The sequence below is a fragment of the Pseudoalteromonas porphyrae genome (assembly GCF_001298125.1).
Taxonomy (GTDB): Bacteria; Pseudomonadota; Gammaproteobacteria; order Enterobacterales; family Alteromonadaceae; genus Pseudoalteromonas; species Pseudoalteromonas neustonica.
Genome location: NZ_LHPH01000013.1, coordinates 52159 through 75120, shown reverse-complemented (window position 1 = coordinate 75120; position 22962 = coordinate 52159). Strand labels below are relative to the sequence as shown.

Sequence of the window (22962 nt, the reverse complement as noted above, 5' to 3'; positions counted from 1 at the left end):
CAATGCGAAATCACAGTATAGATGTTATTCGTGGTATTGCTGTGCTTGGCTTAATGTATATGAATGCATATTCATTCGGGCTATTTGAATTTGGCTATGTTGCTTCAGCGTCACCTCCGTTTTCAGATCATGTTATTAAATTGAGCAGTCTCTTATTTGTCGATGGACGTTTTCGGAGCCTATTTTGTATTCTTTTTGGGGTTGGGTTATATATTCAATGGCAACGAAATAATGATTTATCACGTTTAACTAAGCGTTTAAAAATACTCGCCGTGTTTGGTTTACTTCACGGTTTTTTACTGTGGGCTGGTGATATATTATTCATTTACGCATGCGCAGGTTGGGTCGTAATTAAATACCTCGACGCAGAAAGTAACATGCAATTAAAGCGTGGTTTTCAATTTCTTTTACTCGGTTCAGTTATCACCGTTTTATTAGGTTTATTATCCCCCCCAATCGTTATTACACGTGATTCAGCTGAGTTTTTAGACCATTTTTATACGTATAGTGAATCAGGAAGCTCTGTGTATTTGAGCAACATGGCAATGTTTGGCTTTATGCTTGTGATACTTCCTTTTATTACCGTATGGATGACCGCAGGGCTTATGCTGCTTGGTATTTATGCTTACAAAAATAATGTGTTTGAAAATGGTTTACCTAAAAAAGTGTTAATCATTTCGCTGTTTTGTTCCGGGATTTTAAGCTGCACTAGAATATTACTAGAATCTCAAAATAGCACATTCGATATTGCGATCTTAGAACCTATAACGTGGTTCTCAGCTTTGTTCATGGCTTTAATTATTATACATGTTGTGGTTAAATTAGTAACAGTGAAAGGGATTCTACTTACAGGCTTGCAATCCGTTGGGCGGTTGGCTTTAACCTTGTATATTATGCAAAGTGTTTTGTTAGTGATGTTATTTAAAATGCTTTATCCGGAATGGGTTCTGACATTCGATCGAATTGATTATTGGTTAATTGCTACTTCAATTGCCTTATTTCAGCTCGTTTTTAGTGTACTTTATAGACGTTACTTTGACCAAGGGCCCTTGGAGTTTATTTGGCGTAAATTGGCTAGCTAGTTTATTTGGGACTATTCTCAGAGGTAGTAATAAACTGGAGAAATAGATGAAGCGCTATTTATTTATCATTCTATCGTGTATTTCATTGCACTTAAGTGCTGTTGAGCCTTTTTCTGTACTATTTGTGAACCCTTCAGTTAAAGGGGACCCATTTTGGGAGAAAGTACAAAGTATTGCAGAGGTGGCTGCAAAACAAAACAATATAAGCCTGGATGTGATCTATGGAGAAGGCAATCGTTATATTCAGCTCTCGGAGCTTAATAAATACTTACAATATCGCGCTACGCCTGACTATGTAGTATTGCTGAATTACCCCGGTGGGGCTGAGCAATCAATGAATTTGCTTAAGCAGTACAACGTTAATTTTATTACTCTAGAACAAACAATTACAGGCGATGAACGGGGATCAATTGGCGAACCACAAGCACGTTATAAAAATTGGCTAGGTGAAATTTATCATGATAATTTTAAAGCAGGCCGGGGTTTGGCTGATGCATTAATCACTCATTCTAAAAATCAAGGTCGCCAGCCTCACGTTGTGGCTATAAATGGGCATTATGGTACTGAGTCAGATGCAAGAAGCGATGGTTTAAAAGCCTATTTAGCTGATAACAAATTGCAATTAAGCCAAACAGTCTATGCGGGCTGGTCAAAACTTGAAGCTATCACCAAGACAAAAAAATTAATTCAACGGTATCCAAAAACTAACGTAATTTGGAGTGCATCTGATTTAATGGCATTGGGAGCTTACACAGGGGTTTCTAATGCGAAAAATTATTCAATGGGTGGCTTTGATTGGTTAAAAGATAATTTACGCTTAATAAAGCAGGATAAATTGGCTGCAAGTGTTGGAGGTCACTTTATGATGGCAGGCTGGGCGTTGATAACGTTGGTTGATTTAAGAAACGGCCACGATTACTGGAAAAATAACACCAATATTGAAATAGATCTTGATGTGATCACAAAAGACAATATCAATCAATATGAGTATCTTATCGATGTGAATAATTGGTCTTTTGTAGATTTTAACCGCTATCGCCTTCTCGATAACGAACAACTTAGCTACCGCTTTGATATAAAAAGCCTGCGTAAAGATAACCTTAATCTAGAAAAATAACCGCGCAATATTTTTATCGCTGGTTTAAACTATCGGCCTTTGAAATTAATATGAATATGGCTCATGACAGACTTAAAACGATTAAATAAATTTATTAGCGATACCGGTTTTTGTTCGCGACGAGAGGCTGATAAATATATTGAAGATGGTCGTGTTACTGTTAATGGCATTCGCCCTGAAATGGGCGTTAAAGTTTCAGCGAGTGATAATGTTCTTATTGATGGTAAAGCATTAAAAAAGGTCCCTAAGCGAGCTTATATAGCTTATAACAAGCCTGTAGGGATCACCTGTACAACTGAACGCAAAATTCAAAGTAATATTGTCAAAGCAGTTAACTACCCCGACCGTATATTTCCAATTGGGCGGTTAGATCGTCCTTCAGAAGGTCTGATTTTTTTAACAAACGAAGGTGACATCGTTAATAAAATTCTTCGAGCGGGTAATAACCACGAGAAAGAGTATGTTGTTACCGTTGATAAGCCGCTAAATCGACAATTCGTAAGTAAAATGTCGGGTGGCCTACCAATTTTGGATACTGTTACTAAAAAATGTAAAGTAACTCAAACAGGTGCGCAGCAATTTACCATAGTGCTTACCCAAGGCTTGAATCGACAAATTCGTCGAATGTGTGAATATTTAGGGTATGAAGTTGTTACGCTAAAACGTGTTCGAATTATGAATGTTACTTTAAAGGGCTTAAAGGTTGGGCGGTGGCGCCATCTTAGCGATTTAGAAATGGCAGAGATTAACAACTCAATAATGGATTCAGGGAAAACTCAAGAACATTCAATTGATGAGAATAAAAATAACCTGATTTTCGATAATAAAAAAACCTTTAAAAAACGAGTTACAAACACGCAAAGCGTCGCTAAAAGTACTATAAAAAGAACATCCCCCCGCACAAGTACAAAACGTGTGACCGGCACATTGAGTTTAAAAAAATAATGACATAATTAACACTAAAATTGACGCAGCTTGCGTTACTTTTAGTGTTATTTTTAATTAAGCATTTAGATGGGGGAGTTCTATTACCCATTCAATACCATTTTTTGAACTCGTTATTTGATATTTACCATTAAGTGGGCCTGAAATAATACTTGCAACCATGGGAGCACTCAGCCCGACATGCCCACTATTACCTCTTTTACTCGTATAGAATGGCTTTAGCAGTTGCTCAATCGATAGCCCTTGTAAGCCATTACCATTATCAGAGTAGAGAATGTCAAATCCATCATTTTTTTCAGTAATAATTATATTAATCTGTGTCTTATCCGCTTGTGGTGCGTGGGTAAAAGAGTCTTGGATTAAATTATTAAATACGAGCGCTAATAACTCAGTATCTAGATTAAAATCTGATTGGTGGATATTCAACTGTAAATTAAACGTCAGACCATGGTATAGCTCTTGAGATAGAGTGAGGATATTTTTAATAAAACTCTCTAAGTTAGTATTTTTAAGTTTCCTAGGCCCCTTCGCTCTAGAGATCATTTTTAATAAATTAACGAACTCAGCTACACGCATCAAATTGTTCTCAGATAAAGTTATGCTTTCACTTGCATCTTTTAACTTGGCTTCTAGTTGAGTTGCGGATAAAGTTTTGTGCATATAACTAGACATAAGCGATTCAATGATGCTCTTTAAATGGGTTACAGCAGTAATGCTTGTACCTAAAGGTGTGTTTATTTCATGGGCAACACCAACAACCATTTGATTAATTGCGTGCGATAACTCTTGGCCTACACGTAAATTATGAGCTTCAATTAATTTAATCTGAGTGCTAACGCGCGCGACTATTTCGGCAGGGCGAAATGGTTTTGTTAAATAATCTACGCCACCAGCCTCTAATGCTTGCACTATGTTATCAGTGTCAGTTTGAGCACTTACAAAAATAATGGGGATATGTTTAGATTCGTCTTTGGATTTAAGGGTTTGACATAGCTCTATACCAGACATAACAGGCATTTTTATATCGGTAATAATAATATCTGGTCGTTTTTTTTCAACGAGTTGCAAAGCCAGAGCTGCATTGGTGGCAGCTCTAACAGTATGGTTTTCAGATTTTAAAATTAATTGGAGAACATGTAAATTTTCCACAATATCATCTACAATCAAAATATTAGCCATTTATTACCCCGTTAACATTATCTCATCAAGTATAGCCATAGTTAGAATATTTATTTTTTAATATGAGTTATTATTTCATCAGCAACACATCAAAAAATGCTTATAGTGTATTTAGCTTGTTTATATTTTTAATACGACTATTTTTTATATGAGCATTAAGTAATTCGAGCGTATGAGATGACTGCAAAGAAAGTATTAAATATCCTCTATATCGTGTTTTGTGCCTTTTTACTAATGTCGGTTTTTATTGTTGTTTTATTTCTTCAGCATAACTTGAAGCAAACTAAAAATCTCGTTGCTTTAGAAAAATTGACTGCGATGTCGACTGAATTAAAAACAAGCTCAGATTCATTAACACGGTTTGCAAGAATGTACGTAATAACCATGGATGAAAAGTGGCGCATGTTATTTGATCATGTTGTTGATATACGCACAGGCTTTGCCTCACCAGTTGAAAACCCGACCATATATTGGGAACGTTTATCTTTGGCGCCTAAAAGTACAATTCCCCATCGTACTGTACAAAAGTCATGGCCATCATTACTTGAAATAATTCAAAGTAATGATGCGCGCCGTAATGAAGTTGCCGCTTTTAAAAGTGCGTTGGATAGCTCAAATGTTTTGATTGATATTGAGCAGCAAGCGTTTGATTTAATTGAAATAGGAGGACAAGAGAACGTTGCTAACGCTCGGCTTTTGTTGTTTGGAGAAGTATATATAAAAGAAAAAAGTAAAGTCATGTTTTCAATAAATAGTGTACTTGCTGAAATAGAAGCACGAAAATCCTTAGATTTAAAAAAAGCCGCGGAGCATTTACAGTTAATAAAAGCCCTCGGTATTTTGTGTTTTGGAGGGATAGTAGCCCTGCTGCTTTTTTCATATACGTTATTAAAAGGCAGATATTTTTCACCGATTAAACGGATCCACGATGCTGTATTTACATCTATTAAGCTACATAATCACCAAATTGTTTTACCAAATGATGTTAAAGGGGAGCTGGGTGAGCTTATTGGTGCATTTGAGTTAACGCTTAAAAAGTTAAATTTTAAAATTAGTGCATCTAAACACATTAAAGCTTTTAATCATGCTATTCGTGGAATTCACAAACCTAAAGACATCATCGAAGAGTCATTACAATTTATTTCACTAAACTTTAATTCGCCTAGCTGCGCGATATTTAAAGTAAACGGGAATAACCTAATATTAGATGAATATATAGGTCATATCCCTATTTTTGATGAAAGCAGTGCACAAGCAAAGGCGTTATTAAAAAACCAAAACGTTCAGACGATGACTGCTTTGGAAAATAATTCAATTAAGATCATTGTCAATGGGCAGCAAATCCTAATTCAAGAAGCCCATTTAATGCCTTTAATCGTCAGTGAACAATGTATAGGTGCACTCTACATAGCCTCAACATCTACTTACCATAAAGCGCAAATAGAAACACTTGAAGAAGTATGTAACGACTTAGCGATTGCAATTAAATTAGGAGTCAATATTGAAAAGCAAAATGCAGTTGAGGTTGCCTTATCACAACAGCTAGAGCTTAATCATCATATTATTAATGCGATTCCAAACCCAACATACTACAGAGATAAGCAAGGGTGCTTTATGGGGGTTAATAAAGCCTTTTTAAACTTTATAGATAAATTTGAAGCTGACGTTATTGGCACCACGGTTGACTTTATTTTCGAACAGCAAGCGGCTGCCGTATTTAATGAACAAGCGAATGAAATTATCAAAGATCGAGCGAATGTAGAATATAGCATGGTGACAATGAGCGGTAATGATCAGCCCGTTGAATTAGTGATTTATGAAGCTCCATTTTTTGATAACAAAGGAGTTGTGTCAGGAATTGTTGGGATGTTTCTAGACGTTACAAAACGCAATGAACTTGAGCGAGATCTTGTAGAAGCTAAAGAAACGGCGGACCGTTCTGCAAAAGTAAAAGGTGAGTTTCTTGCCAATATGAGTCATGAAATCCGAACGCCAATGAATGCGATAATTGGCATGGCACATTTAGCGATGGGGGCTCAATTAAATGAAAAACAGGCTAATTATGTTAATAAAATAGACATTGCTGCGAAGCAATTATTAAGATTAATCAATGACATTCTAGATTACTCTAAAATAGAAGCAGGAAAAATAGAGATAGAGCAAACGGCTTTTGGATTGGATAAATTATTAGAAACAGTATCAACAGTTACCAGTATTAAAGCACAAGAAAAAAACTTGGAATTGGTATTCGATATCCCCCCTTCTTTGCCCAATAGTTTTATAGGCGATCCACTAAGATTAAGCCAAGTATTAATCAACTTAGTTGGTAATGCGGTAAAGTTTACAGATTCAGGAAGTGTAACAATTAAGATTGTGGCTGAATCAATTGACGATAAAAATACTGAATTGAAATTCTCTGTCAAAGATACTGGCATAGGTATGGATAGGCAGCAACAAAAAAGGTTGTTCAGTTCGTTTTCCCAAGCTGACTCATCTATCACAAGGAAATATGGTGGCACAGGATTAGGATTAACAATCTCTCAACAGTTAGTAAAACTAATGGGAGGCGAGATTTATTTAGAGAGCACATTAGGTGAGGGATCAGAATTTTACTTTAATGTGAATTTACCCATAAAAGATGAATGTGAATTAAATGGTACTTTACCCAAATCATTTGCAAATTATCAGGTATTGATAGTTGATGATAATGCTCAAGCATTAGATGTTTTGGAAGGTATCCTTGTAAATGCCGGATTACAAATAACGAGACGAGATAATGCAACTGCCGCAATTGAGTTGTTAAGGCACGCTAATGATGATTTCGATCTTTTAATCATGGATTGGCAAATGCCAGAAATGGATGGTTTGAATGCTATAGAGTTACTTAAGAATGAAGACTTATTAGCTAATACAAAGGTTATGTTAACAACAGCGTATGGAAGAGAACTTGAATTAAATGAAGATCAAAAACGCTTATTAGATGCAATTATATTAAAGCCAATAAACCCTTCTTATTTAATAGATTCTTTAGTTGCATGCTTTGGCACATATACATCAGAACAGCCGTTAAAAGAACAAACTTACGCACATGATGCGCTTTTAAACATAAAGCTTCTTTTAGCTGAAGACCAACCTGTAAATCAAGAAATCGCCTATGAGATTTTAACCAGCTTTGGGGCACATGTTGATATTGCAAATAATGGTGAAGAAGCTATAAAGAAAATAGAAAAGGAAAAGTATGACCTTGTTTTAATGGATATGCAGATGCCTGTATTAGATGGGATCAGTGCGACTAAAATCATCAGAGAGGGACTTTCAAATACGGCACTCCCTATTTTAGCGATGACAGCAAATGCTATGCAACAAGATATAAATCGATGCACAAATGCTGGAATGAATGGTCATATAGCAAAACCAATAGATGTAAATATGCTTGTTGAACAAATTTTGCTGCACGTTGCAAAATCCCCTATACAAAAGATGAGGGAGCCAACTTATATTGAGCCTGACTTGACATCTATTGCGAAAACGAAAGTAGTTGAAAAGTATTTAGATGGGGTTAACTTAGATGAAGGAATTGAGCGTGCGGCAGGTAATGAGTTGGCCTATTTCAGCATACTATCAAAATTTTTATCGCAACAAGTGGAAGAGCTAATAAACCTTAAACAGGCAATTACTATAGAAAACTATGAGCTAGCGTCAAATTTATTGCATGCAATTAAAGGTGCCGCTGCGAACTTAGCTGTTTATGTGATCGCAGATAAAATGAAGAACCTAGAACAAAGCTTAAAAGCTAACCTGATCGATGCTCATGATATTGACAGCCTTATTGAATACGTTAAGAAAATAAACCCACAATGTTTAGCAATTATAGAATCAATTAGTTCGAGTAAGCAAAAAATCAACGAAGTTGATAATCAGGGAGGGCTTATCCAAAAACTATCGCAAGCGCTTAAAGATTTTGATACTGAGGCTAGTGAAATCGTCCAATGCTTATCTGTTAGTGATACCCTAGAGCTACAGCAAATAAAAAAACTACAAGAAATGGTGAGTCGTTTTGAATATGTTAAAGCAGATATGTATTTGACTCAGTGCTTGGCCTAGGGCATGTTGACCTTTGTGGATTGAAATTTGTTCAATCTAGGGGCGGTTTAATCGCGGCGCGAGGTTTGGAATCGAGTGGGCTCGATAACTGCTCCTGCGTTATTCTACTGACTCACATCCATGTGAGAATAAGTAAAAACCGAGCAAAGCTTCCGCGCCCTGCTCACCCCCTTACCGACATCCGTGTAGGTAACAAAGAGTTAATCCCCCCTAGGAAGAACCCTTTGGGCAGAGCCTATTATGCGTTTTTAGGTACTTCGATTTTAAACAGTAGAGTATAAAGTACGGGTACGACAATGAGTGTGAGTACAGTTGCAAATCCTAATCCGAACATGATTGTGACGGCCATAGATTGAAAAAATACGTCAAACAGTAAAGGGATCATACCTAAAATAGTTGTAATTGCAGCCATTGCAACAGGGCGGACACGGCTTACCCCAGAGTCAAACACTGCTTGGTATGGGTCTTTTCCACTGGCTAGCTCAAGGTTGATTTGATCAACTAATACAATGCCATTTTTTATTAACATCCCGCTTAAGCTTAATAAGCCTAATAAAGCCATAAAACTAAATGCGGCGTTCATTAATAATAGCCCCGCGCTTACACCAATAATTGCCAGCGGCACCGTTGCCCAAATAACGAGAGGCTGTTTAACCGAGTTAAATAGTAATACAGTCACTGCAAACATAGCTAAATAACCCAGTGGCAGCGAGCCAAATATTGCTTTTTGCGCTTTGCTGGATGACTCAAACTCTCCACCCCATTGTAACTCGTAACCATGGGGTAATGTAATTGCTTCTATATCAGCACGAACCCGGGCGAATAGTTTAGCGGGGGTCTCGTCGCCAATAACGTCATGATCGGCCATAACAGTGATTGTACGCTTTCGGTCACGGCGCATTATTAAACTATCTTCCCACTCAACAATAAAATCATCGACTACTTGAGTAACCGGAACAAATACACCTAAAACAGGGCTGTAGATTTGTAAGTCACGTAAGCTTTCAACATTGAGCCGTTCTTCAGCAGGTGAGCGGGCAATAATAGGCAATAGTTGCGTACCGTCTTTGTATACACCTACCTTTTTACCGGATAAGCTGGTTAACAGTAATTGATCTAAATCTGTTTTTCCGATGCCTAAACGACGTGCTTTTTGCTCGTTTAATTGAGGGCGGATTAATTTAGAGCGTTCACGCCAATCATCACGTACATTAAATGAACCTGCGTCACTACTTAATATGTCTTTAGCTTGTTTTGCTAATTGGCGTAATATGACAGGATCGGCCCCTGAAAAACGAGCTTCAATTTTTGCATCTGTTGAAGGGCCAATTTCCATGCGCTTTACTTTTAATTTAGCATCGAGAACATTATTGTATTCATAATCACGTACTTTTTTGATCATGGTAGCAACGGCTTCTCTATCTTTTACGCGAATAATCAATTGTCCGTATGCGGGATATGACTTTTCAGGTGCGTAAGTAAGCATAAAGCGCGGAGCACCTTGGCCGATGGTCGTTGTTACATCTTCAACGAGGGGATCTTTTTGTAAAAAGGCTTCAAGTTTTGCTACACCATCTAATGTAGTATGAATGTCAGCACCTTGAGCATGCCAGTAATCAACATAAAACATAGGCGTATTTGAAGCTGGAAAGAATGATTGCTTAATAAACTTAAACCCAAATATAGCGCTCATTAACAGCACGACCATAAGGAGTAATGTTGTTTTACGAAATCGCATCGAGTTACTTAGTAAGCTTTTATATAGGTTAAAGATCACTCCTTGATAAGGGTCATCATCGTGGCTATCTTCTTTAACTTCAGACTGCTTAAACATTAAGTCAGCGTAAAAAGGGGTTAACGTTATGGCGGTTATCCAGCTAAGTAATAGTGAAATTAACAACACCCAAAAAAGGCTTCCAGCAAACTCCCCACTGGCATCAGCGCTTAACCCAATAGGAGCAAATGCAGTGATGGCAATAACCGTGGCACCGAGCAGTGGCCACTTCGTTTGCTCTACAATGTTTACTGCCGCTTTAATTTTTGTTTGACCACGCTTTAGGTTTATCAAAATGCCTTCGGTCACAACGATTGCATTATCAACGAGCATGCCAAGCGCAATGATAAGTGCACCTAAAGAAATTCGCTGTAAGTCGATTGCAAATAGTTTCATAAAGATGAAAGTACCCAGAACCGTTAATAATAAAATAGCGCCAATTAACACACCACTTTTAATTCCCATAAAAACTAAAAGTACAACGATAACAATACCAATAGCTTCTAATAAGCTGATAATGAAGCCATCAACTGACTTTTCGACTTCCACGGGCTGGTTATATACGGTGTTAATTTCCATGCCATGGGGGCGTTGATACTCCATTGATGCTAAATGGGCTTTTATATTCTTACCAATATCGACAACATTAACACCAGTACTGAAAGATACGCCAACCAGTAACGTTTGCTGTTGGTTAAAGCGCATAATATTGTTAGGAAGTTCAGCGTACTCTCTATAAACCTTCGCTACGTCACCTAAATAAATTAGCTCGCTAGCACCTGGTTTTGAAATAAGTAAACTCTCAAGTTCTTTAACGTCTTTAAATTCACCTGTTGGGTGCAAGCGAATTGATTCGTCACCAACGCGGACTTTTCCTGCATTAGATACAGTATTTTGTGATTGTAATAATTGATAAATTCTATTTGGTGCTATACCTAACTGAGCGAGTTTTCGAGTTGAAATTTCAACCATTACTTGCGCTTGTTGTTCACCAGCAACAGTAACTTTACTTACGCCATCAACGAGAACGAGTTCACGCTTTAAGTAATCAACGTAATTTTTTAGCTCATCATAAGAGTAACCATCGCCCGTAACAGCATACATAACGCCATAGACATCACCAAAATCATCCATTACGGTACTTGGGTATACACCACTTGGTAAAGCGGAGGCTTGATCGTTTATTTTACGGCGTAATTCATCCCATATTTGTCGCAGGTCTTGTTTGCGGTAAGTACTTTTCATCTCAACCGTAATTTGTGATTTACCAGGGGAGGAAATACTAGTCACATAATCTACGTAAGGTAATTGTTGGATGGCGTTTTCAATAGGAAATGTAACTTCTTCTTCAACTTGTTGCGGTGATGCACCGGGATACAGAGTAATAACCATCGCTTTTTTTAGTGTAAATTCAGGGTCTTCTAATTGCCCTAAGCCTAAATAAGAGACTGCTCCGCCAATTAAAAGCAGCAGTGCGAACATCCAGCTAATTACTTTTCTTTTTATGGTAAGTTCAGCAATACTCATATTATAAGCCTCGCTCTTTTTGCCAAGGACGAACTTGCATACCTTCTTTTAAATAATGCACACCCGCTGCAACAACCTGTTGATCTTTTGTAACACCAGAAAGAACCTCTATTCCGCTTTTATGGAGTTGACCAACTTCTACAGCTTGTTTAGTTACTTTTTCGCTAACAGCGTCGTAAACCCATACGTAACTATTGTTGTTTGAAGACTCCGTTGGTTCTGAAAATACGGCTTCAACAGGCAATAATGCATACTGTGATTGAGAGTGAGTGATTTTACTTAAATCAATATCAACACGACCAGTCATGCCCGCGAGTAAATTGAAGTCTTTTGGCACAGGTAAAGAAAAAACCACTTTATATGACAGTGTAATAGGATCTGCCTGCGTATCAAATTCTTTGATTGTGAGTGTGTATGATTTATTTTGAAAACCATCAAATACCACACTAGGCTGATAGTTTGCGTCTTTATCTATACGTGCAATGAGTTTTTCAGGTACTTGAATAACGACGTCCATGAGATCGCGAGTCTCAAGGCGTAAAATATTTTGTTTCGCTTGGATATTTTCAAAGTTTTTAACAAATACTTTTGCCACAGTGCCGCTAAATGGCGCACGTAATTCACTATTATCTAAATTTGTTTGAGCTATTTTTAATGCAGATTCCGCCACCTGCTTATTAGCAAGTGCCTGATCAAGTTCAGATTGACTGGTAATTGATTTATCAAATAATTTTTTTATGCGGTCAAGTTGAGAGTGTGCTAATTCGTAGCGTGCTTTACGTTCTTCGTATTGCAACTGAAAATCTTCAGGGTCTAATTTAGCTAGTAATTGATCTTTTTCAACATGCTGCCCAGCCAGAACTGGAAACTTAAGTAACTCACCATTTACTCTAAATGCTAAATATGACCCTTGATTAGCCACAACTTCAGCAGGAAAACTTCGAATCGTTTCGTCAGAGTCACTACCAACCTTAAAAAGCTTAACGGGTCGAATTGTAGCTTGCTGATCGACTTGAATTGGATCTTCTTTGCAGGCAATTAAAGTGAGCATTAATGCTGAGAGTAAAAAGGCAGGCACCAGTTTCATTATCTTCTCCGTGTCATAAAACAATATATTACGTGCAGCATACGCCGCAAACATATAAAATAAAAATTATTAAATTTTAAAAAGATCATAAATAAAAATAATGATGTTTTGGTTGAAGTTATTATGAACCTAGTCCAATTAAAAATGCTCGATGCGATAGTGCGCACTCAAAGTTTATCGCAGGCTGCACTTGCGCTGCATAAATCCCAACCCGCTTTGACACTTGCAGTAAAAAAGCTTGAAAATGAAGTGGGTTTTGAATTACTTGACCGTAACTATTATCGTCTCCAATTGACCGAAAAAGGGCGTATTTTTCATCGAGAAGCAGCACTATTATTAGGTGCTGAGTCTCATTTAATGCAATTAGCCAACGAATTGGCACTAGGGAATGAAGCAAATTACAAAATTTGCTATGAGCAACTATGCCATCAACCGTTTTATAACGATATTATTTGTGATGCGTTTGTAAAGTATACAAGCACGGAGTTTAGTGTAACAAGCGGTAAGCGGTTTGCGTCTTTAGAGCAAGTAAATAAGGCACAAGTGGATTTGGGGATTGGTCCTTGGTTTGATTTATTTCATGCAACAGGAGATTTAGAGAGTCTACCTATTGGGAAGTTAGACATAGGCATTGTTAGTGCTAATGGGTTGTTACCAAATAAAGTTGACTATGAACAATTACAGCAGTACCCATGTTTAGCCATGTTTGAAAGTGATATGAGTTTTGATAGTGAACGTCTATCTTATTCGAAAGGGTCTGCGATGATGAAAATAGATGACGTTTCGACATTAAAGTCATTTTTATTATCAGGCGCAGGTTGGGCAATAATAAGCCTTGCTCATTGTCAAAATGAGTTAGATAGTGGTGCATTACAGCAAATAAACATAATCGATAGAGAGCACACTTTTAGTGCTCAAATTCGTGTTTTTAGACAAAACTCAACGCATCATGGACCTGTTGCAAGGGCTATATGGCGTGATTTTAAACGCTTAAGTAAAGAATATTTAGGAAAATGATATGGAGTTAAGCAAAGAAGAAAAGATTTATACTGTGATGGCTAATATTCCATTAGGGAAAGTAGCCAGCTATGGTCAAGTTGCTGCAATGGCTGGGTTGCCTAGCAACGCACGGTTAGTAGGGCGTTTATTAAAACTGATGCCAAAAGATTCTACCATTCCATGGCATCGTGTTATCAATAGTCAGGGTAAAATTTCTTTCCCTGAAGGCTCTTCACAGTATATAACACAACACCAATTGCTCATCTGTGAGGGAGTGACGTTTAAAAATAACCGTGTAAATATGCGAATTTACCGCTGGCTTTAAATTAGCGCGTTAATAAATATCTACTAATTGAAATATAGTGACAAACGCAGCCTGCAATCACAAAAATATGCCAAATAGCATGGCTAAACTGTCGGTGTTTTGCGCTATAAAAGAGTGTTCCTAAGCTATAGAATATGCCACCTGCAAGTAACCACCATAATGCATTAACGTCTACATTTAAGTACATAGGGTAGATGATTGCGACTGCAAACCAACCCATTAATAAGTATGTTGATAGTGAAACTTTTTTACTTTGGTTTTTGACTACTAGTTTATAAACGACTCCGCCAAGTGCTAAAGACCAAATAAATAATAGGGTGGCAACCGACCATATACCTTGTAGTGATAGCACTAAAAATGGGGTATAGGTTCCTGCAATGAGAATGTAAATAGCGCAGTGGTCACATTTTTTATAAAATGCGCGAACTTCACTCCTTGTACTTGCGTGATATAAAGTTGATGATAAAAAAAGTAGAAATAAACTTGTGCCGTAGATCCCCGCACTTATTATTTCTGCATAGTTTTGTGCTTTTGAAAGCAACTCCCACAACACATAAATTGAAAATAGAACGCCAGCCCCGTGAGACACGGTATTAAGTTGCTCTTCCTTTGGGGAATAAGCATGATCAATCGACATATAAAGCTCTAAAAATAATAATCAAAAACGAGTTTCAGTGTACAAGTGTACGCTGAGTTTGGCAATCTAAATTAATGCACTACTTTTTGGTTTTTTTGACTAAAATGATTGGTTAAAAATATCATGCAATGAATGGTATATGAATTTTAATTTATTTATTTCTTTTTAAATCAGTGGTTTATTTTTTATTTTCTAGTTGGCACAACCTTTGATTAAGTAATAGCGACTAACTTAATAACACAACAGGGAATACCATTATGAAAAGCATTATTAAATCAGCAGTAGCAGCACTTTTAATTGTCGGTTCTACACATGCAAGTGCAAATGAAGGTGAGTTTGAGATTACACAAGTATTAACACAAAATATAGCAAGCTATATAAAGACGATGAATAAAGAATTAAGTAACTCACTGAAACAAAGCCTATCAATTAATTCGCAGTTATTGATGACTGAAGTTGTAGAAAACACAAGCCGTACTCAGGGTTCAGATCTAGAAAAAATAGTAAAAACTGAGTTGGTAGCTGTTCAATCTCAATCAAATGAAGGGTAATCTAATGAGCAGTGAACTAGGATTATTAGCCTTAATGTTAGCACCTGTTTTCAGTTTATTAGGTGTATATGCATCGTTTGAGCTTATCCGTAATGTGGGGCAGTGGTTTAATATCTGTTAAACAGGTATAACAACAGTAGGTGAATTGATCTTATTTACTGCAAGGCACGTAGAGTAATGCATAGTTAATTGATGTAGTAGGCCTTATGAAACGTGCAATCTTCCCATTACCTGTTTTTTTATTACCACATGGGTATACACGATTACGCATTTTTGAACAGCGTTACCTTGACATGGTCAAAGAGTCGCTCAAAAGTGGGAGTGGTTTTGTATTATGCCAATATGATATTGATTGTTACCTAAATACACCTACCCGCGGTTGCCTAGTTGAGATCGTCGATTTTACCTTAGATGAAGGAGGGGTTTTAGTTATTGACGTGGCGGCGATGTATGCTGTTGAGATAACAGATGTGGTTCAAGATAAAAATAAACTACGCTATGGTCAAACATCGAAGACGAAAGAACCAAATTGGTTCACAGAGCCCCACACAATTGAACGCAGTGATACATGTTTGGTGAGCGCACTAAAAGATTTATTTGCAGATAATAAGCAACTGCGTAATTTGTACCGAGAAACCCAATTTGATAACTTTAATTGGGTGATTGCACGATGGCTTGAACTTCTTCCTATTTCAATAGATAAAAAACAACAGCTTGCGTATAAATCTGACTTTGCGAATATCCACACTTTCCTACATACTGTCATTAATAACGAATTTACCTAAATATATATGATCCATATGTTCTTCAGATGCGTATTGAAGAATAAGAACATTAAGGGGAATATAAAAATGGTGAGTCAACAACCGTCAATACGTTGTAAACCTAGAACAGGTAACTACACTGCCATGCCAGATACACCAAGCAAAGAACTTGCTGATGCTCTATTCGCCGTTGCTACTAAAAGAGACAAAAAAGCATTTTCTTATTTATTCGCGTATTTTTCACCAAAAATTAAACGTTTCGGTATAAAACAGTTTAATTCTGAAGCACAAGCTATGGAGCTTGTACAGGAAACACTCACTTCAGTATGGCGAAAAGCTCACTTATATAACAACGATAAGGGCGCTGCGACAACGTGGATTTACACTGTTATGCGAAATGCCTCCTTTGATATGCTTCGTAAAATGAAAAGTAACAAAGAGGATAATATCAGTGAAGATATTTGGCCTTTAGTTGAGCAAAATGAAAATGATGCCCATGAGTTTAGTGATCACCTCGAAGATAAGCAGATAAAGGGTTATCTTGATAAATTGCCACAAGCCCAAAGAGATGTTGTACGTGGCGTTTATTTTCAGGATATGTCACAAGAGCAACTTGCAGAGCAACTGAACATTCCAGTTGGAACAGTTAAATCTCGTTTGCGTTTAGCTTTACAAAAGTTACGAAATGAGATGGGAGATAAAAATGATTAAACACCATCCAACTGATGCTTTATTAACTCAGTATTGTAATGGAACATTACCTGCTAGTTTAAGTGTTGCAGTGTCTATCCATATTGATATGTGCTCTTGTTGTAGAGACAAGGTTGAAGCTATTGAAGCGAGTAATGCGAGCGAAGTATTTATTAACAACCAAGAAGATTTTTCCGAACAAATAGATTTAGAAGATGCAGGGCTATTAGAATCTATCATGCTAGATGATGGCATTGATGAAGTGTATGAAGTTAAAAAGCAGGAAGTTTCTGTAAATGAACAATCATATGAGCTACCACGTGCGTTGTCTCGAATTGCTCATAGTAAGTTTATGCAAATGGGCAAACTTTCTAGATCACGTATAGCGTTAGACGATGGCGCCCTTAGATCAAGTTTACTTCATATTGCTGCTGGTGGCGAAATACCAGAGCATACTCACACAGGCTTTGAATTAACTTTATTGCTTGCCGGTGAATTTAGTGATGAATCAGGAGATTATGTTGCAGGAGATTTTATGCTTCTAGATGGTCAGCATCAGCATACACCGGTAACAGAAAATGGCTGTTTATGTTACACAGTTGTCAGTAGTGCTCTACACTTTAATAAAGGTTTGAGTAAACTACTTAATCCAATTGGCAACTTGATCTATTAAGGAAATACATGCAGCAATCGACAATTAAGATAGGAATAAGCGCCTGTCTTGCTGGTGAAAAAGTCCGCTTTGATAGCGGACATAAAAAATCAAATTTTTGTATGGACGAGTTATCTAAACACGTTGAATATACTCGTTTTTGCCCTGAGGTAGCTGTAGGGCTTCCCATACCTAGGCCTACAATCAGGCAAGTTCGAGTTGGTGACACAATAAAAGTATGTCGCCCAGATGGCACAGGAGATGTTGGGCCTAAGTTAACCGAATATGGTAAAAGAATTGCAACAGAGCAGGCTAGTCAATTGAGTGGGTTTGTTTTTTGTGCGAAAAGTCCGAGCTGTGGTATGGAACGGATTAAAATTTACAATGAGGCTGGTACCGGCAATACATCTGAAGGCGTCGGCTTTTTTGCTGAACAAATTATGTTGCATAACCCGCTGCTACCTTGTGAAGAAAATGGCAGGTTAAATGATATGCACTTACGGGAAAACTTCGTAATGCGAGTTTATACTTACAAAAATTGGCAAATTTTACGAGAGCAGCCAGTAAGTGTACATCGTTTAACTCAGTTCCACTCCCAATACAAGTACTTACTAATGGCTCATAATTACCAAGCTTATAAAGACTTAGGTAACTTACTTGGTACTTTTGATGGTGCAGATAGTGAATCACTTGCAGATTCCTATATTTCGGGGCTAATGGCTGCATTAAAGAGGCCTGCATCACGCAAAAATAACAGTAATACTCTTATGCATTTGCAAGGCTATTTTAAAAAGGTACTTTGTAAAGTTGAAAAGCAAGAACTTAGAGATGCGATTGATGAATACAGAGAAGGACTCGTGCCTTTATATGTGCCTTTAACATTAGTAAAGCACCATTTAAAAGTTCACCCTAATGAGTATCTTGATAAGCAAGTTTATTTCAATCCTTATCCTCATGATTTAAAGCTGAGATACGGTATCTAATGAAGACAGTTTTTTGGTTTAGGCGCGATTTGCGCCTTTTTAATAATCTAGCATTATACGATGCGATTGAAAGTGGTTGTAAAAATGCCATTTTTTTTATTACCCCCACGCAATGGCGCCAGCATAATGTTGCACCTATCCAAATAGATTTGATAAAACGTAGAGTTGTATTTCTAGGTGATTTGTTGGCTAAACATGGCATCAAATTGCATGTAATTGATGCAGGAACTTACAACGAATGTGTTTTACTTTTAGATGGTTTTTGCTCGGCTCATAACATCACACAAGTTTTTGCTAATAAAGAATATGAATATAATGAGCAGCAGCGAGACGCCGACTTTATTTCAAGGGCAGACAAGCATCAGATAAAATGCACTTTTTACGATGGCGACGTAATTGCCCCACCTGGTACAGTTGTAACTAAAACAGGTGAAATGTATAAAGTTTTTACACCTTTCAAAAATACATGGCTGAAACTACATCAAGATACACATTTTCATTTTCGTCAATTTCCCCAGTGCTTTGCAGAAATAATTTGGCAACCACCAGCATCACTCGAAAGTGACAATAGCTCTGAAAAATGGCCTGTTGATGATGCCTCCCTCAGTGGTGTTATTGCGCGTTTTATTGATAAAAAATTGGTTAGTTACAAAGACACTCGTGATTTTCCTAGCATAAAAGGAACATCGGGGATCAGTCCATATTTGGCACTGGGTATTGTAAGCGTTCATCAACTTGTCGCGCTTGTTCAACAACAACATGTAGATGTATTGACTAGTGCAAAAAGTAACTTATTCACTTGGGTTAATGAGTTGGTATGGCGAGAGTTTTATCGCCATTTGATTGTTGCTTTTCCAGATTTAAATAAATATAAAAACTTTAATGAAAAGTACGATGCAGTTAAGTGGCGAGCAGACGATAACGATTTTACAGCGTGGTGTGAAGGGCGAACTGGCTATCCGCTTGTCGATGCTGCAATGCGCCAGTTATTAGAAACAGGCTGGATGCATAATCGTTTGCGAATGGTTGTTGCGAGCTTTTTAACTAAACACCTTTTAATTGATTGGCGAAAGGGTGAGCGCTTTTTCATGACACACCTAATAGATGGCGATCTAGCATCTAATAATGGTGGTTGGCAATGGGCAGCGAGTACAGGGTGTGATGCGCAACCATACTTTCGGATCTTTAACCCAATTACTCAAAGCGAAAGATTTGATCCAAAGGGGGAATTTATTCGTAAGTATATACCCGAACTGGAAAATGTGCCGGATAAACAGATTCATTTTCCGCATGAATATTTAGCGAAGATGAATAAGAAAGAGGTATATTGGCCAGCTGTTGTTGATCACAAAGCCGCACGTGAAAGGGCTTTAAACGCTTTCAAGGTATAATTGTTTTAAGGTATAAAATGCGCGAACAAAAAATTGAGAATTTTGTCAATATTTATCAACAGCTAAGTAAAGATAGCCTACATTTACTTGACGATATTTATCATCCATCAATCTGTTTTTCAGACCCATTGCATACTGTTAATGGTTTGGATGATCTTCACAGTTACTTCGCCGATTTATACAGTAATGTAACTGAATGTCGGTTTGATATTTCAAGCTTTCATAGCGTAGATGATAACGCTTTTTTATATTGGACTATGTACTATCGTCACCCTAAATTAGCATCGCACAAAGAAATCGCTGTTCAGGGTCATAGTCATCTGGTTTTCGATGGGAACAAAATAAAATTGCACCGAGATTACTTTGATGTAGGTGAGCTATTGTACCAACAAATCCCATTTATAGGCCCTGTTATTAAACTTATCAATAAGCGAGCGACACAATCATGATTACACTCATTACAGGTGCGACTTCTGGTATTGGTGAGGAGCTTGCAAAGCAATATGCTGCTCTAGGTGATCGCGTTATTGCTTGTGGTCGCAATGAGGAAAAATTAGCTCAATTGTCAGGTTATAACAACATTGAGGCATGTAAATTTGATGCTACCGATGTTGATGCAGTGAAACAGGCTACAGCTCATTACGAACAGTTTGACCGTGTCATATTAAATGCCGGAAATTGTGAATATATTAATGATGCTCGAAACTTCGACAGCGCTTTATTTGCGCGTGTCATTACAACAAATCTACTCTCAATGGGTTATTGCCTTGATGCTTTATTACCAAAAATAAAGTCAGGTGGGCAATTAGTTATAGTTAGTTCAAGTGTTACTTATCTACCACTACCTCGCTCTGAGGCATATGGAGCTTCAAAAGCGGGAGTAAGTTATTTAGCAAAAAGCCTTGCTGTTGATTTAACTGATGTCGATGTATCGCTCGTTCATCCAGGCTTCGTAAAAACCCCACTTACACAGAAGAACGATTTTCCGATGCCTATGGCAGTTACGGCAGAAAAAGCGGCCGATTATATTATTAAAGGCGTTAGCAAACGCCGTAAGGAAATTCATTTTCCGTATCGATTTACTTTAATCTTAAAGTGTTTACGCGTGCTGCCACTCCCTCTGTGGTTAAAGCTTGCAAAAGGATTATCACGTTGAAAAAAATAGCAATAATAGGTTCCGGCGTATCCGGTTTAAGTTGTGCTCATTTGTTACATAAACAGTACGATATCACCGTTTTTGAGAAAAATAATTATATTGGTGGGCATACTGCAACAGTAGATGTTGATGTTAATGGTAAAAATTACGCCATAGATACCGGTTTCATCGTATTTAATGACCGTACATATCCTTACTTTGAAAAACTATTAAAGCGTATTGGCATAGAGCGAAAGCCGACTGAAATGAGTTTCAGTGTTCATAATGAAGAAACAGGCTTTGAATACAATGGCCACACGTTTACCAGCCTATTTGCTCAAAAACGAAATATTTTTCGTCCTCGTTTTTGGAAGCTACTGGCTGATATCGTCCGCTTTAATAAATTATGCAAGGTTCTACACCATGACAATAAATACACGCAGGGTCAAACTCTGGGCAATTTATTAGATGAGCACGGATTTAATGATTTTTTTCGTTATCATTATATCTTGCCTATGGGCGCAGCGATTTGGTCTACCAGCATAAAAGAAATGAGCGGCGTAGGCGTTGAATTTTTTGTAAAGTTCTTTTTTAATCATGGGCTTCTTGATATTACTAATCGCCCTCAATGGTACGTGATACCGGGTGGTTCCAGAGAATACATAGCGCCATTAATAAAAGGTTTTGCTGATAATATAAAGTTAAATAGCGATATAAAGTCAGTGGTAAGGAGGGACCTAGGTGTAACGCTTTCTTTTGCCGATGGTCACAGTGAAGAGTTTGATAAAGTAGTATTTGCATGCCATTCAGATCAAGCTCTTAAATTATTGGATTCGCCTACAGATGATGAAATAAAGGTGCTAGGTGCTATTCCTTACACTGAAAACTCAGTTATATTACATACAGATACGCGACTATTGCCAAAGCGTAAAGCGGCTTGGGCAAGCTGGAATTACCTGCTCAATGATAATGTAGATAAAGCTGCTGTTGTGACATATCAAATGAATATTTTGCAGGGAATTAAAAGTGACACACAGTTTTGTGTGACACTTAATCATAAGCAAGGTATTGATAAAGAAAAAATACTTCGTGAATTTACCTATTATCATCCTGTATTTAATAAAGCGTCAATTGCAGCCCAGCGACAAAAAAAATTAGTTGATGGCGAAAATAATAGCTATTTTTGCGGCGCTTATTGGTATAACGGATTTCATGAAGACGGCGTTAAAAGTGCGGTAGATGTAGCGCGTCAGCTTGGTGTTGAGTTTGACTAGCGCGGTGTATATTGGTGATATAAAACATCGCCGATTTGCTGTTAAATCCCATTATTTTAAACACCCCATCTATATGATGTGGGTGGACCTTATTGATCCTGAATCACTCAATAATATACATAAAGGGTTGGGCACTAAAGGGTTTAAAGCGCTTAAGTTTAATCAAGCAGATTATCTTAATCAAGACGAAAATATACATGAAACTATCTCCGATCGTGCATTTAAAAAAATAGCCGAGTTGGGGGTTTCAGATATATTTGAAAACGTATACATGCTTGGTCAGTTACGGTGTTTTGGTCTTTACTTTAGTCCGGTTAACTTTTTCTTTTATCAAAGCAAGTCCGGTGATTTCACGCATATGGTCGCAGAGGTAAGTAATACTCCTTGGAATGAGCGGCATTATTATTTAGTACCAATAGAAAAAAAAGTGAACTTTAAGAAGGTTTTTTCCGTATCACCTTTCATGGATTTAGATATGAACTATCATTGGAATACGCGTTTTAAGAACGATAATGCAATGATTCATATAGAAAACAAAAAAGATGGCACTGTATTGTTTGATGCGACGCTTAGATTAAAACGCCAATCGTTGAACAATGAGAGTGTATCTGCACTTTTAAAGCAATTTCCAGCAATGACGTGGAGTATTTTCAAAGGGATATACGTCCATGCTTTTAAATTATTTTGTAAACGAGTGCCATTTATTGGGCACTCAGGTAAAGGCAGCTAATCTGCATTAGTAAGAA

General features: G+C 37.3%; 20 protein-coding genes. 16 read left to right on the top strand and 4 right to left on the bottom strand.

What is annotated here, in order from left to right:
• Positions 1-2 precede the first annotated feature (2 nt).
• The 3 genes from ADS77_RS12320 to rluF all read left to right on the top strand — a co-directional run bounded on the left by ADS77_RS12320 (position 3) and on the right by rluF (position 3144).
• Positions 3-1082 (top strand): DUF418 domain-containing protein, encoded by a 1080-nt coding sequence (locus ADS77_RS12320; RefSeq protein ID WP_212760595.1) that lies wholly within the window; start codon positions 3-5, stop codon positions 1080-1082.
• Positions 1083-1128: 46 nt separating this feature from the next.
• Positions 1129-2199: an ABC transporter substrate-binding protein gene (locus ADS77_RS12315; protein WP_054203794.1), complete on the top strand. Its 1071-nt coding sequence runs from the start codon at positions 1129-1131 to the stop codon at positions 2197-2199.
• A gap of 63 nt (positions 2200-2262) precedes the next feature.
• The gene (gene rluF / locus ADS77_RS12310; RefSeq protein WP_054454666.1) at positions 2263-3144 is read left to right on the top strand and encodes a 23S rRNA pseudouridine(2604) synthase RluF; all 882 of its coding nucleotides are present in this window, start codon (positions 2263-2265) and stop codon (positions 3142-3144) included.
• Between the two features lie 57 nt (positions 3145-3201).
• On the opposite strand, the gene ADS77_RS12305 is transcribed toward rluF, so the two are convergent.
• The gene (locus tag ADS77_RS12305; RefSeq protein ID WP_054454664.1) at positions 3202-4323 is read right to left on the bottom strand and encodes a response regulator; all 1122 of its coding nucleotides are present in this window, start codon (positions 4321-4323) and stop codon (positions 3202-3204) included.
• A 177-nt stretch (positions 4324-4500) separates the two neighbouring features.
• Between ADS77_RS12305 and ADS77_RS12300 the strand changes: the two genes are divergently transcribed.
• Complete coding sequence (locus ADS77_RS12300; protein WP_054454662.1) at positions 4501-8427, top strand: response regulator; 3927 nt, start codon at positions 4501-4503, stop codon at positions 8425-8427.
• Positions 8428-8665: 238 nt separating this feature from the next.
• Here the strand turns inward: ADS77_RS12300 and ADS77_RS12295 are convergent, their stop codons facing one another.
• Positions 8666-11728 carry an efflux RND transporter permease subunit gene (locus tag ADS77_RS12295; RefSeq protein WP_054454661.1) on the bottom strand — a complete coding sequence of 1021 codons (3063 nt, stop codon included), beginning with the start codon at positions 11726-11728 and terminating at the stop codon, positions 8666-8668.
• 1 nt (position 11729) lies between these two features.
• Positions 11730-12815: an efflux RND transporter periplasmic adaptor subunit gene (locus ADS77_RS12290; RefSeq protein WP_054203789.1), complete on the bottom strand. Its 1086-nt coding sequence runs from the start codon at positions 12813-12815 to the stop codon at positions 11730-11732.
• Positions 12816-12938: 123 nt separating this feature from the next.
• On the opposite strand from ADS77_RS12290, the gene ADS77_RS12285 reads away from it, so the two are divergent.
• Both ADS77_RS12285 and ADS77_RS12280 read left to right on the top strand, forming a co-directional pair.
• Positions 12939-13832, top strand: coding sequence for a LysR family transcriptional regulator (locus ADS77_RS12285; protein WP_054203788.1), 894 nt, complete (start codon positions 12939-12941; stop codon positions 13830-13832).
• A 1-nt stretch (position 13833) separates the two neighbouring features.
• Positions 13834-14139, top strand: a complete 306-nt coding sequence (locus tag ADS77_RS12280) for an MGMT family protein (RefSeq protein WP_054203787.1) — start codon at positions 13834-13836, stop codon at positions 14137-14139.
• A gap of 1 nt (position 14140) precedes the next feature.
• On the opposite strand, the gene trhA is transcribed toward ADS77_RS12280, so the two are convergent.
• Positions 14141-14776 (bottom strand): PAQR family membrane homeostasis protein TrhA, encoded by a 636-nt coding sequence (gene trhA / locus ADS77_RS12275; protein WP_054454660.1) that lies wholly within the window; start codon positions 14774-14776, stop codon positions 14141-14143.
• Between the two features lie 257 nt (positions 14777-15033).
• Here trhA and ADS77_RS12270 point away from each other — a divergent pair, with 257 nt between their 5' ends.
• From ADS77_RS12270 to ADS77_RS12225, 10 genes are all read left to right on the top strand, one after another.
• Complete coding sequence (locus ADS77_RS12270) at positions 15034-15327, top strand: hypothetical protein (protein WP_054454659.1); 294 nt, start codon at positions 15034-15036, stop codon at positions 15325-15327.
• A 206-nt stretch (positions 15328-15533) separates the two neighbouring features.
• Positions 15534-16112 carry an LON peptidase substrate-binding domain-containing protein gene (locus tag ADS77_RS12265; RefSeq protein ID WP_054203784.1) on the top strand — a complete coding sequence of 193 codons (579 nt, stop codon included), beginning with the start codon at positions 15534-15536 and terminating at the stop codon, positions 16110-16112.
• 66 nt (positions 16113-16178) lie between these two features.
• A complete protein-coding gene (locus tag ADS77_RS12260) occupies positions 16179-16802 on the top strand; it encodes a sigma-70 family RNA polymerase sigma factor (protein ID WP_054203783.1) in 624 nt (207 codons plus the stop codon).
• Positions 16795-17454 (top strand): ChrR family anti-sigma-E factor, encoded by a 660-nt coding sequence (locus ADS77_RS12255; RefSeq protein ID WP_054203782.1) that lies wholly within the window; start codon positions 16795-16797, stop codon positions 17452-17454. The genes ADS77_RS12260 and ADS77_RS12255 overlap by 8 nt, the downstream gene beginning before the upstream one ends.
• Before the next feature lie 8 nt (positions 17455-17462).
• The gene (locus ADS77_RS12250) at positions 17463-18416 is read left to right on the top strand and encodes a YbgA family protein (RefSeq protein WP_054203781.1); all 954 of its coding nucleotides are present in this window, start codon (positions 17463-17465) and stop codon (positions 18414-18416) included.
• A complete protein-coding gene (gene phrB / locus ADS77_RS12245) occupies positions 18416-19807 on the top strand; it encodes a deoxyribodipyrimidine photo-lyase (RefSeq protein WP_054203780.1) in 1392 nt (463 codons plus the stop codon). The genes ADS77_RS12250 and phrB overlap by 1 nt, the downstream gene beginning before the upstream one ends.
• A gap of 17 nt (positions 19808-19824) precedes the next feature.
• Complete coding sequence (locus ADS77_RS12240; protein WP_054454658.1) at positions 19825-20256, top strand: nuclear transport factor 2 family protein; 432 nt, start codon at positions 19825-19827, stop codon at positions 20254-20256.
• Complete coding sequence (locus tag ADS77_RS12235) at positions 20253-20963, top strand: SDR family NAD(P)-dependent oxidoreductase (RefSeq protein WP_054454657.1); 711 nt, start codon at positions 20253-20255, stop codon at positions 20961-20963. The genes ADS77_RS12240 and ADS77_RS12235 overlap by 4 nt, the downstream gene beginning before the upstream one ends.
• Positions 20960-22216 (top strand): NAD(P)/FAD-dependent oxidoreductase, encoded by a 1257-nt coding sequence (locus tag ADS77_RS12230; protein ID WP_054454652.1) that lies wholly within the window; start codon positions 20960-20962, stop codon positions 22214-22216. The genes ADS77_RS12235 and ADS77_RS12230 overlap by 4 nt, the downstream gene beginning before the upstream one ends.
• On the top strand, positions 22209-22946 hold the full coding sequence (locus ADS77_RS12225; RefSeq protein ID WP_054203776.1) for a DUF1365 domain-containing protein: 738 nt from the start codon (positions 22209-22211) through the stop codon (positions 22944-22946). The genes ADS77_RS12230 and ADS77_RS12225 overlap by 8 nt, the downstream gene beginning before the upstream one ends.
• The last annotated feature ends 16 nt before the right edge of the window (positions 22947-22962 follow it).

Excerpts from the sequence above, each read along its gene's own strand:
- ADS77_RS12315 (WP_054203794.1), top strand. The coding sequence starts at position 1,129 with ATGAAGCGCTATTTATTTATCATTCTATCGTGTATTTCATTGCACTTA.
- ADS77_RS12295 (WP_054454661.1), bottom strand. The coding sequence starts at position 11,728 with ATGAGTATTGCTGAACTTACCATAAAAAGAAAAGTAATTAGCTGGATG.
- ADS77_RS12260 (WP_054203783.1), top strand. The coding sequence starts at position 16,179 with ATGGTGAGTCAACAACCGTCAATACGTTGTAAACCTAGAACAGGTAAC.
- ADS77_RS12290 (WP_054203789.1), bottom strand. The coding sequence starts at position 12,815 with ATGAAACTGGTGCCTGCCTTTTTACTCTCAGCATTAATGCTCACTTTA.
- ADS77_RS12240 (WP_054454658.1), top strand. The coding sequence starts at position 19,825 with ATGCGCGAACAAAAAATTGAGAATTTTGTCAATATTTATCAACAGCTA.
- rluF (WP_054454666.1), top strand. The coding sequence starts at position 2,263 with ATGACAGACTTAAAACGATTAAATAAATTTATTAGCGATACCGGTTTT.
- ADS77_RS12250 (WP_054203781.1), top strand. The coding sequence starts at position 17,463 with ATGCAGCAATCGACAATTAAGATAGGAATAAGCGCCTGTCTTGCTGGT.
- trhA (WP_054454660.1), bottom strand. The coding sequence starts at position 14,776 with ATGTCGATTGATCATGCTTATTCCCCAAAGGAAGAGCAACTTAATACC.
- ADS77_RS12320 (WP_212760595.1), top strand. The coding sequence starts at position 3 with ATGCGAAATCACAGTATAGATGTTATTCGTGGTATTGCTGTGCTTGGC.
- ADS77_RS12235 (WP_054454657.1), top strand. The coding sequence starts at position 20,253 with ATGATTACACTCATTACAGGTGCGACTTCTGGTATTGGTGAGGAGCTT.
- ADS77_RS12300 (WP_054454662.1), top strand. The coding sequence starts at position 4,501 with ATGACTGCAAAGAAAGTATTAAATATCCTCTATATCGTGTTTTGTGCC.
- ADS77_RS12255 (WP_054203782.1), top strand. The coding sequence starts at position 16,795 with ATGATTAAACACCATCCAACTGATGCTTTATTAACTCAGTATTGTAAT.
- ADS77_RS12280 (WP_054203787.1), top strand. The coding sequence starts at position 13,834 with ATGGAGTTAAGCAAAGAAGAAAAGATTTATACTGTGATGGCTAATATT.
- ADS77_RS12265 (WP_054203784.1), top strand. The coding sequence starts at position 15,534 with ATGAAACGTGCAATCTTCCCATTACCTGTTTTTTTATTACCACATGGG.
- ADS77_RS12305 (WP_054454664.1), bottom strand. The coding sequence starts at position 4,323 with ATGGCTAATATTTTGATTGTAGATGATATTGTGGAAAATTTACATGTT.
- ADS77_RS12285 (WP_054203788.1), top strand. The coding sequence starts at position 12,939 with ATGAACCTAGTCCAATTAAAAATGCTCGATGCGATAGTGCGCACTCAA.
- ADS77_RS12270 (WP_054454659.1), top strand. The coding sequence starts at position 15,034 with ATGAAAAGCATTATTAAATCAGCAGTAGCAGCACTTTTAATTGTCGGT.
- phrB (WP_054203780.1), top strand. The coding sequence starts at position 18,416 with ATGAAGACAGTTTTTTGGTTTAGGCGCGATTTGCGCCTTTTTAATAAT.